Consider the following 10,054-nt stretch of genomic DNA (forward strand, 5'->3'; position numbering starts at 1 on the left):
AGGTTATTGCTCGATCCAGGTGAAGGCCACGCCGCCATCGGCGCGGTGGGCCGACGTGTTGAAGCCGATGGTGAGGCCGTGCACCTCGGGGCGGATGCCGTAGGCGCCGGGGGAATGCCCGAGAACGACCGTGTAGTAATTGTCGAGGACGCGCCGCCAGGCCTTCAGGTAGAGCGCGCGGCTTTCGTTCTTGTCGACCGTCGAGATGGCCGCCTTGACCAGCGCGTCGAACTCGGGGTCCTGGACACCACCCCACAGGCCCGGGTTCGGCCCGTCGCTCATCATCCGCACATAGCGCAGGAAGATGTCGTTGCGCGGCCCGGAGCCGCCGGGAAACACGTCCCAGTCATATTCCGAAAGCGCCCGCTGGAAGCCGAGGTCGTCGAAGGGCTTGTTGTCCACCTTGAAGCCGAGCTGCCGCAGGATCTGGGCGATGGGAGCCGCGGTGCGGTTGTTGAGCTCGGAGATCATGTAGATGGTGGTATCGCCGGGATCGACGCCCTCTTCCGCCAGGATGGCCTTGGCGCGTTCGAAATCCGGCTTGGCATGCTTGTCGTTGGCCGCCAGCCCGGCGTCGAAAAAGAAGTTGCCTTCGGTCACCATCTGGTTGCCCGGCATCCCGTATTCGCCGGCTGCGATCTTCATGATCGCCGCCTTGTCGATCGCATAGGCAATCGCTTCCCGCACGCGCACGTTGTTGAACGGCGGGCGCGGCTTGCGGTTGTTGAAGGAAAGGAAATTCCAGCTCGTGTCGCCGCTGAAGTCGATGGCGATGCCATCGGCCTTGAGCGCATCGATCTTGGAGAGCGGGATGTCGGCGGCATGGTAGTCGCCGGCGCGAAGGGCGAGCGAGGCATCGGCGATCTCGCGCACGTCGAACTCGATCGCATCGACGTAGGGCTTCCCCTCCATCCAATAGTCGGCAAACTTCTGGCCCTTGATGGCGATCTGCGGCGTCCAGCTGTCGAAGGTGAAGGGGCCGGTACCGATCGGCTGGGTTATGTTGGCGTCCCAGCCGGGCGATTCCGGAGCAAGGATCCATCCTTCGGCAATCAGGTTGAGGAACGGCGCGAAGGGCGCCCTGAGCTTCACGACAAAGGTCTTTTCGTCTGGCGCCGAGAAGCTCTCGACCTGCTCCATGGCGCTTGTCAGCCAGCCACCTTTCACCTCGCGCTGGATGCGCTCGAAGTTCTTCCTGACATCTTCGGCGGTCATCACCCGGCCGTTGTGGAATTTCACGCCCTGCCGGATATTGAAGGTGTAGATAAGCCCGTCGTCCGAGATGGTCCAGCTTTCGGCAAGCAGCCCCTTCGGGCTGCCGTCCTTTGAAATGGTGGTGAGCGTCTCGGCAAAGACATGCGGAAGGGAGATCGTGCCGGTGTGCCGGTGGAAGTCGGCCGTATCCAGCGTCCCCCAGTGCAGCTTCAACGTTCCGCCATGCTGCGGCTCCTGGGCAAAGGCAGGGGTGAAGATCGAAAGGGCGAGTACCGCCGCCAGGGAAAGAAGAGTCCGTCTCACGCCAGTCTCCTGTTGTTAGTTTTGAGGGAGTGCCAGCCCGTCCATCCCGGACCGCGGCAGGTTAAGAAAGCGAAGGATCGTGGGGGCGATGTCGATCAGCCGGGTGACCCCGTGCTCGACCGTTCCGGGCGCGAAGCCGCCGCCGTTGATCATCAGGAAGGGGTGCCGTTCGTAGCCGCCAAGGCCGCCATGGCTGCCGAAGCCCGCCGGCTTGCCCGGCTTCTCATCGCTGATGCAAAGGGTAACTTTGCCGGGCACGCCGTACTCGTTCACATCATCGCTCGCCGCCATGGAAAAGGCGATGGCGAGCCCGTTGCCGGGCTCCTGCCCCAGAAGGCGCATCTCCTCGCCCGCAAAGACCTGTCCGATCCAGGGCTGCTCGCACAGGAAGGACATGATCGCGGGCAAGCGGGATTTCGCCCGATCGGCCAGGTAGACGAGCCCGCCGCTGCCTTGCGGTGCGACGACGACATCGTTGCTGTCCGTTGCATCCTTGAGCCCGGCCTCCACGAGCCGCAGCTTGACGGGAACGTGGTCCTGCACCGTTTCCTGGCCATGATCGGAGCCGGCGAGGAGCAGAATTTCCTCGCCTTTCGCCCGCAACTTGGAGATGGTGTCCTCGACCATGCCGAAACAGCGGTCCGCACAGGCGATGCCGTCGAGATGCGTCTGCGAGCCGAGCTTGTCCGCATGCATCGCAGAATCGGGATTGCTCAGCCACAGGACGGCAAGGCGCGGCTTCCTTTCCAGAAGAACCGTTTCGCAGAACCAGGACGCGAGCACTTCGTCGCCCCGGTAGTCGTGGCTGACGACGGGCGCCTGGTCCGGACCCAACACCTTGCCGCCCGGACCGTAGGATCCGGCGCGGTGCACCACATGGCCGAAATGATCGGGATCCTGGAAATAAGCCGCACCCGGCGAGACATTCGAGGCGATGATGGCGCCGCCATAGGGGGCGAGCCGTTCGGCGAGTGTCGGCACGCGCAAGGTGCGTCCGAAGGCGTTTCGCAGCTTTGACACGAATGCGGGGTCGCCCACGTCATGGACCCGGAAGCCATCGCCGTCCGGCAGCCCCATCATGTTGCCGTGCAGCCCGTGGGTTGCCGGCCAGCAGCCCGTGGCGATCGAGGCGGAGCTTGCGCGCGTGGCGGAGGGAAAGATCGCGCGATGGTTGGTGAAGCTGCGCGACCGCGCAGCAAAATCCGCGATCCTCGGGCAGGTGTCCGGCCGGACGAAATCGGCCCGATGACCGTCGCAGATGACAAGAACGGCACGGCCCATGCTCGATGGGTCGCGCGCCGCGCCGGGCAGCTCGTTCATGGGATCACTCCATTGAGGGCAAAGTCGAAGATGTCGAAGTTGCGCAACCCGTTCTGCGCGCGCTCCGCGTAGGCTCGCTCAACGGGATGGGAGAGGATGAACGGAACCAGCTGTTCCGCCGTGCCTCCATGGGACCGCAATGGTGTGCCGGCCAGTTGCGAAAGGTCATGCTCGTCGGCACGGGCGCCGAGCGCGAAGCCCGGTGCGGCGATGACGACCAGGTCGCCCTCGCCCTTGGCCGGAAGCTCGTATCGCGCGCAGGCCTCGGGGCCCGTCAGGACAAGCTCGACGCCTTCAAGTGCGGCCACATGGTCACGGACGTCATCGAGCGCGAGCGCAGGATCCCGCAGATACACCCGGACGAAGCCGCCCAGCGAGGCGTGGTGGCGGGTGAATGGGTCGGTGATCGGGCAGATGACGCGGGCAGTCCCCTCGCCGAAGCGGGCCTCAATCTCGTCCTGGACGTAAACGACCCGCGCCGAGCCGTCCGGTCGGGCCATATCGCTCATGCCGTGGTCCGCCGTGATGCCGATGATCGCCCCTTGCGCCGCCATTGCCCCAAGCCGCCGGTCGACAGCCTGCATGAAAGCGGTCGCTTGCGGCTCATCCGGCGCGTGCTTGTGCTGGATATAGTCGGACAGAGACAGGTAGATGACATCCGCCGCCCGGTTGTTGAGCAGCGCAACTCCCGCATCGAGCACGAACAGGGAAAGGTCGGCCGAGTATTTTTCGGGAAGGCTCCCCTGCCCGATTTCGCCGATCACATCCCGCGCATGTTCCGGAGATTCCGCCGAGCAGGCGATGCCGTCCAGCCCGCGGGCGAGCGCCCTCAGAAGCTTATCCTTGGCGGTCACCACCGCGGCCTTGACCCCCGCCTCCGCAAGCCGCGCCAGGATCGTGTCGGCCTGCATCAGGTGCCCGTCGAGCACCATAACCTCGCGCCCGGTCTGCCGGTCGAGATAGTAGTTTCCGGCAACGCCGGTGACCGACGGGGGCGCTCCGCAGACGATGGCGACATTGTTCGGATTGGTGAAGGTGGGAATGGCGGCATGGGCCAAGCGGTAGAAGCCGCTGCGCATGAAACCCGACAGAACAGGTATGGCGCGCCTTTCTTCCGCGGCGCGCAGGTAGGCGGGATCGCATCCGTCCAGGCAGATGACCACGACCGGGCACTTGGGCGCGGCGTAGGCGCGGCCGTTGATCATCAGCGGCCACGACGCAGGCTCGTCGGCCGCCAAAGGCGAGTTTTTCATACGGGTGTCACCTTGATGGGATATTCTTTGCGGCTGGCTTGCGAAGCTGTATTCTCAAGTAAATATTCTATGCCTTTGCAATCTAATGTAAATGGAAATTAAGGAACCTCACTGTGAGAATGAGTAACACTGATGAGAAAACTCCCACCCTTGAAAGCTCTTGTGGCATTTGAGAGCGTCGTTCGACACAGAAGTGTCACAAAAGCTGCAGAAGAGCTGAACGTCACACACGGCGCGGTCAGCAAGCAGCTCGCGAGTCTTGAAGACTGGGTTGGACGGCCCTTGTTCTCGAGCAACCGCCGGCAAATGGAGCCCACGGAGCATGCAATCCTCCTTGCCGGCGCCGCGGAGGAAGCCTGGAAGCTGATAGAAGAGGCCGTCGGCAAGGTTCGGGAGCAGGACGACGCGGTCGTCGTGCGGGTCCTGGCTCCTTCCACGTTCGCGATGCGCTGGCTGATCCCGCGTCTCTGGAGTTTTGCGGCGGCGCATGAAAAGATCCGGGTGCAGTTGCGCCAGACTCATAGTCTGGAGAACTGGCAGGAAATTCCGTTCGATGTGGCAATCCGCACCGAGAATGACCTGCCTGATCACTTGCGGGCAACGCCGATCCTTCGCGACCGGCTGACGCTGGCGATCGCCCCCGGTGCCGCAGAGAGCGCTGCCATCCGCAAGCCCGCTGACCTCCGCGGCTGCCGCCTGTTGCGGGCGGCCACCCGCCCCGGCGAACTCGAGGCATGGCTGCAGGCGGCGGGCTTGCCGCAAAGCATGGCCACGCAAGCAACCACCCTGCCGCATTTCTACCTGGCGCTGGAAGCGGCGCTATCCGGGGCCGGCGCCCTCGTGTGCCCCCTGCGTACCGTCAGCGATCTCTTCAGCAAGTCGGAACTCAAGGAGCCCTTTCCGCAGCTTCGAATTCCCGGACCTGTTTATACGGCAGTCCATGATCCCGCCTGCGCCCAAGCAGACGGTGCGGAAATGTTCGTGAGATGGCTGGCGCGCCTCGATGACGAGGCAGCGATGCCGTCCCCCGGGCTCGTTGGTCCAGCACGGCCTCCGCTGACGCTCTCGGCATTCCGGCCGGCATAAAGACAATGCTGTACTGGCTGGGTCAAACTCCATCAGAACAACCTCGACAACGGCGGTCCGCTTCCAGCCTCAGCCACGTAATTCCAAGCATGCATTGCAACCGCGGACGGATTGAACGCTTACTGCGCTGGCGAGCGTGGCTGCACTTCCGCCGAACATTCCCATCATCCCTTGCTCAGCGCCTTTGATTTGTTTGGATACTGGTCGGTCCGCGATCCAGTTGCGGCAGGTTGACAGTCTGCTATCTTTGTCGCGAAGCTAAAAGCTGCCAGACCGCTTCCGGCCCCATCCTTGCCGTTCAACACATATCAGGTCGCAGGATGACCGACATGCCTTTCGGCGCAAGCTGATTGGGTGATCAAAGGCCGAGCCCGCGCTTCCTGCCGAAGCTCCATTCGATCCCACCTCCGTCGCGCATGACACCCGTGATATGCTGCCCGATACGGTTGTCCAGCACAGGCTGCCAAGATACGAGCTGGAAACCGAGGCCGTTGTCGAGCATGGCAAAACGGCCGGAAGCGAGATTGGCAGCGCCGGCGAGCCGGCCGCTGACATACTCGCCCGGTTTGGCTTCGATGAAGGTGAGGCCGCGCTCGGCCGCCAGCACACGGCCCACGCGCGCGATCTCGGCTCGTTCCAGCCGCTGGAGAATGTCGCGCGGCGCGCGCACGGAGCCATCGGGCAGCCGGGTGGCGTAGCCCATGTCCACAAGGCTTTGCCGGCGCCGCTCGACCGCCTCCCGAACCTCGCGGCCAAAACCGGATTCGACCAGCGGCATTCTTTTGGATGAAGCCAGTTCCCGGTCGAGCCAGGTAGCCCCGTCGCTGGTGATCTGCCGGTCGAGATCGATGAAGGAGAGCGTGCGCACGGCGAAGTTCTTGCCGCGGTTGCGCGCGTCGTATGCAGCGCCGCGCTCGACGATATCATCCGGGATTGTCCAATGGTCGGCATCGATCCGCTCGACGATGCCGGCCCGCCGCAGCGCTTCGAGCCGGCGGATGTGCGAACGGATGAAGGCATCGGGATCGCCGCCGATGCGGTCGATCTGCTGCCGGGCTACTTCCAGGTGCTCGGTCGGTCGGTAGATGCCACCGTTCCCGGCCGCCATGTCGCGGACATTGAGATCGGCGGGGCGCGGTTCGGCCTTTAGCGGGATCGGATCGAGGGCGACGATGTAGCCGCGCCTCACCTCCTCCAGCTTCGCCGCGTCGGCGGTCTCGATATAATGGGTGCGGCCGTCCAGGCCGTCGACGATCAGGTAGAGCCTGTCGTCCATCTCGTCGCCCGCAAGCCCCTTGGCGAGTATGCGCCCGACAACCGGTTCGGCGAGCTCCCTGCCGTGGTTCACGTATTGGGTTGGGCCACGCTCCTCGGCAATGCCGTGCTCGGTGAGCGCCCGGTGCATGGTTTTGATGATATCATTGCGTATACCGAGATCGTGCAGCACGCGCTCGGCATTCTCGGCCAGTGCCCAGCGGCCAGGCTCGATTTCGGAGGCAAGGCCATATCGCTGCAGCCGCTTGGCCCGAACAATCAGCAGGTGGCGGTTGGCGCGCGCAGTGTAGCTCTCGCTGGCATGTGGGCGCAGGTCGATGATGCCGTGCTCCTCGCTCTCGGCGATCAGCATGCGGTCGAGACGGGTCAGCCGCTCCGCCTCCACCTCGGCGCTGAGCTTGCGGGCAAGGTCGACCTCGGTCTGGGGACCCAGCTCCAGTGTCACCAACTCTCGCGCACGATGGCGGATGCCATGGGCGATGTAGTCGCCGGCGATGTTGAGCACCTTCTCCTCCTCGGTAATGCCGCGCACCAGGATATGCGTGTGCGGATGGCCTGTGTTGTGGTGATCGATTGCGATCCAGTCCAACCGGGTGCCGAGATCGTCTTCCATCTGCCGCATGAGATCGCGAGTGAAAGAGCGCAGGTCGCGCATTTCGACCGCATCCTCCGGCGCGACGATGAAGCGAAACTGGTGCCGGTCGTTCCGCCCGCGATCGAGGAAAGCCTTGCCATCAGTCTCGTCCTCGAAGGCGGAATAGACTCGTCCCTTTTCGCCATCGCGCGTCACACCATCCCGTTCGAGATAGCGTAGATGGGCATCGACCGCGCCACGGCTGGCAGCGAATTTCGGACCGCGCCCATGGCGCCCCGGGCTGAGCTTCACCACGCGGGCCTTCACCACCACCCTGCGTGATCGGGTGCCGCTTCCGTTTCGATTCCAGCCGCCAATATCGCGTGGCAAGCCGGCCACGATCTTCGCGCCCCGGCCACGGGCATTGAACCGACCACCCCGCTGCCCTCCCGAACCAGCGATGCGGTCCGGGTTGCCGCCGGCTTTCTGCACGGCGATCTTCACCTGGGTGACGAATGGCAGCGAGCGCGGATTGACGCGCGTGCCGCGGCTGCGCACCCGGCCCGGCCTGACACGAAAATTCTCGGCATCGCGATCCGCCATGGCGGCAAGATCGGCAGCTGATTCTGCCTCGGCAAGAGGCCTTTACAGCGGATCGCGCTAACGCGCAGTAAGACCTACCTCGGCGTACACAATGCGGAGCGCACATCGCACCAACGCTAAGGATAGCTGAAGCGCTGCCCCAGTTGCACCTCGCGCGACTGCGGCCCAAGGGCGTTTCGCGCCGCGAAAACAATGTGTAGACAATCACTTGGCGGCAATGCCTGCCGCGAGCGCAAGCTCGCTTTATCTTGCAATCCTAATCGGCAGGGCTTGCGACGAACTGTCGTGCATCGTCGCTTCTCCTCTTTTCCACTTGGTAACACCCCGCAGCTTTCCACAATAGGCTCACCTGGAGGCCGGAAAAGTCCCGGCGAACTGTGCAGTCCTCCGCGCTCTGCGACGGGCAGTTTCGGCTGCGATAACGCAGCGCTCGAACTGTCGCGGCGCTCATTGCCATCGGATTCACGGGGCAGCGTCGCACGCATTTGAGTGCGGTCCGCGCGCATATGAAAGCGTGCGGCCGCAGGCAACATAGCGTGCTTCCCGTCGTTCCTGGTCTGCACCAGTCCTCGTCCGCAGCAGCAGAGCTGCTCGTTTCGAATCGCACCGCCACCATGACGGCACGCTGGTTTCAGACGTCGTTTCCATGCTCATCCATGCGCTCCCAGCGACTTGTACTCCTTGCGCGCGGCGCGCCTTTGAAGCTCCGCCTTACTTGCGGTCGCGTCGCCTGCGTACAAGGTGCCGTCCGTCCACATGGTGTGCATGATTACCGCCAGCTTGGGCGTCACCGCAACGGGAGCCTTGCGCTGACAAGAGCGTTTGGCAAGGCTCTCGCCCCATGTCTTGACCGACCTTGCCCATGAAGCGTCATCAGGGCGGACGCCGCTTCGTAGAGGCGCGCCGCACTTCCGGATCGCCGCCCTTGGATATGCGCCCCTGGAGGTCGATTGACGTGTCGGACTGCCAGCGCCGCGACATCAGCCCGAAGTACGCAGCCAGGTCCCGCGAGCGCCGGAAGCGCGACGGATCATCGGTCGCGACGATGAAGCTCAACGCCGTCACCGGCCCGACGCCAGGAATGACCATGAAGCGCCGCGCCAGCTCGTAGCCGGCGACTAACCGCACCACCAGGTCGTGCAGCCGGCAATACTGCTTCCACAGCACAGCACGCGCCGAAACCATCCCATCCATCAGCTCGCGTGTCAGCGCATCGTCGGCCACCGCCGTGCGCACCGCCTTCTCAAAGCCGTTGCGTCCGGTCCCCTTGATGCGAATCCCGAAGCTCTTAAGCGGATGGTGTTTTCGAACTCGAGTACCTTGCACTTCAGATTGCGCCGCTGTGTGAGAAGAAGCCGCATCCGGTATCAGGCTTCCGCGCTGTGCCGACATCGCCGCACGCACGTGCCGGGTCTCAAGACACACGGCCAGAAGACCCATCCTGGTCAGCTCCGGATGCAGCCAAGCGAGAGCGACGCGCCTCGTGGCCGACGCGCCTCAGCCGCGCCAGTTCAAGCGTCGAAGATCGCCTCGGGATTCGTCACCGCCACCGTCTCCAGATGCACCGCGCCGCGATCGTCGAGGTCGCACAGCGCCGTCTCGTCCATCATCGAGCCCGCAAAAGAATTCCATCGTCCGCCCTTGTGCTGTTTGACAGGCGGATTCTTTGCAGCCGGCGCGACGCCCCCCGGTCGGCCGCGCCGATCTCAAGCAAAGCCTCCTCTGCAGATTACGGGGAAATAGAGACCCAGCCCAGGCGTGCCATTCAGCAGGACGCTCCGTTTCTGCCCTCATCCTGCTGTCCAATTCGACCACAGGTAAGTTAGCGGGACAAATTGCCCTTTGGTGTTAGATCCTCCGCAGTTGTTTCCTCGACATCCTGATCCTTGCGAGGAAGCAATTGGCTGTAGAGGAACTTCAGCTGGCAGGTTGGGCAGAGCTGAAGGCTCTCGGGATTGCCGGTCCATTCCGTGGTGGTTTCGGCGGCCCGCACCCATCGGTGATCATCGATCGTCCTGAACGGCTGTTCCCTACTGCAGCCGTCGCATTTCCATACTGGCCGCTGTTGCTTCGGAGGCAAAGGGAGCACTTGGGGACCTGCAAAAAGCTCCCCGCCGCGTTTGCGGCGGGGGTAGATACGGTCAGAATTTTCCGACGACATTGAGGAAGACGCCCTGGTCGTCGAGGGTAAGGTCTCTGAGGTCGTCGGAGAAGGAGCCGAAGTTGTAGCCGAGGCCGACCTTGAAGTTGTTTCCGACATGGCGGTAGAGGGCAAGGAGCGCGCCGTAGTCGGTGGTGTCGGCCTCGGGCATGGCAAGGACGCGGCCTTCGACGAGCAGGTCCCAGCTCTTGAGGAGATGCAGGTCGGCGCGGAGGATGCCGAGATGGGCGGAGGAGGTCTGCCACTCCTCCTCGAAGTCGGAGC

At 63.7% G+C, this 10,054-nt stretch carries 6 protein-coding genes and 1 pseudogene; 1 reads left to right on the plus strand and 6 read right to left on the minus strand.

Annotation, left to right across the window (positions count from 1 at the left end; all coding sequences use genetic code 11):
* Window positions 1–3: 3 nt before the first annotated feature.
* Genes RIN79_RS03960 through phnA form a run of 3 tightly spaced genes read right to left on the minus strand, consistent with a single transcriptional unit; the run spans window position 4 to window position 4,091 of the window.
* Window positions 4–1,518 carry an ABC transporter substrate-binding protein gene (locus tag RIN79_RS03960; protein ID WP_309083313.1) on the minus strand — a complete coding sequence of 505 codons (1,515 nt, stop codon included), beginning with the start codon at window positions 1,516–1,518 and terminating at the stop codon, window positions 4–6.
* A 15-nt stretch (window positions 1,519–1,533) separates the two neighbouring features.
* On the minus strand, window positions 1,534–2,838 hold the full coding sequence (locus tag RIN79_RS03965; RefSeq protein WP_309083314.1) for an alkaline phosphatase family protein: 1,305 nt from the start codon (window positions 2,836–2,838) through the stop codon (window positions 1,534–1,536).
* Window positions 2,835–4,091 (minus strand): phosphonoacetate hydrolase, encoded by a 1,257-nt coding sequence (phnA, locus tag RIN79_RS03970; protein WP_309083315.1) that lies wholly within the window; start codon window positions 4,089–4,091, stop codon window positions 2,835–2,837. The genes RIN79_RS03965 and phnA overlap by 4 nt, the downstream gene beginning before the upstream one ends.
* A 150-nt stretch (window positions 4,092–4,241) precedes the next feature.
* Between phnA and RIN79_RS03975 the strand changes: the two genes are divergently transcribed.
* Window positions 4,242–5,177, plus strand: a complete 936-nt coding sequence (locus tag RIN79_RS03975; RefSeq protein ID WP_309083316.1) for a LysR substrate-binding domain-containing protein — start codon at window positions 4,242–4,244, stop codon at window positions 5,175–5,177.
* A gap of 358 nt (window positions 5,178–5,535) precedes the next feature.
* Here the strand turns inward: RIN79_RS03975 and RIN79_RS03980 are convergent, their stop codons facing one another.
* From RIN79_RS03980 to RIN79_RS03990, 3 genes and pseudogenes are all read right to left on the minus strand, one after another.
* Complete coding sequence (locus RIN79_RS03980) at window positions 5,536–7,629, minus strand: DUF3363 domain-containing protein (RefSeq protein WP_309083317.1); 2,094 nt, start codon at window positions 7,627–7,629, stop codon at window positions 5,536–5,538.
* A gap of 650 nt (window positions 7,630–8,279) precedes the next feature.
* Window positions 8,280–9,261 (minus strand): annotated as a pseudogene (locus tag RIN79_RS03985) (transposase).
* A gap of 509 nt (window positions 9,262–9,770) precedes the next feature.
* Window positions 9,771–10,054 (minus strand): hypothetical protein (locus RIN79_RS03990; protein WP_309083318.1); only part of this gene is annotated, 284 nt, incomplete at its 5' end.

Source organism: Chelativorans sp. (assembly GCF_031180965.1).
Lineage (GTDB): Bacteria > Pseudomonadota > Alphaproteobacteria > Rhizobiales > Rhizobiaceae > Chelativorans.

Bases quoted from the DNA above. Each gene is read 5' to 3' on its own strand.
- RIN79_RS03965 (WP_309083314.1), bottom strand. From the start codon at position 2,838: ATGAACGAGCTGCCCGGCGCGGCGCGCGACCCATCGAGCATGGGCCGT.
- phnA (WP_309083315.1), bottom strand. From the start codon at position 4,091: ATGAAAAACTCGCCTTTGGCGGCCGACGAGCCTGCGTCGTGGCCGCTG.
- RIN79_RS03980 (WP_309083317.1), bottom strand. From the start codon at position 7,629: ATGGCGGATCGCGATGCCGAGAATTTTCGTGTCAGGCCGGGCCGGGTG.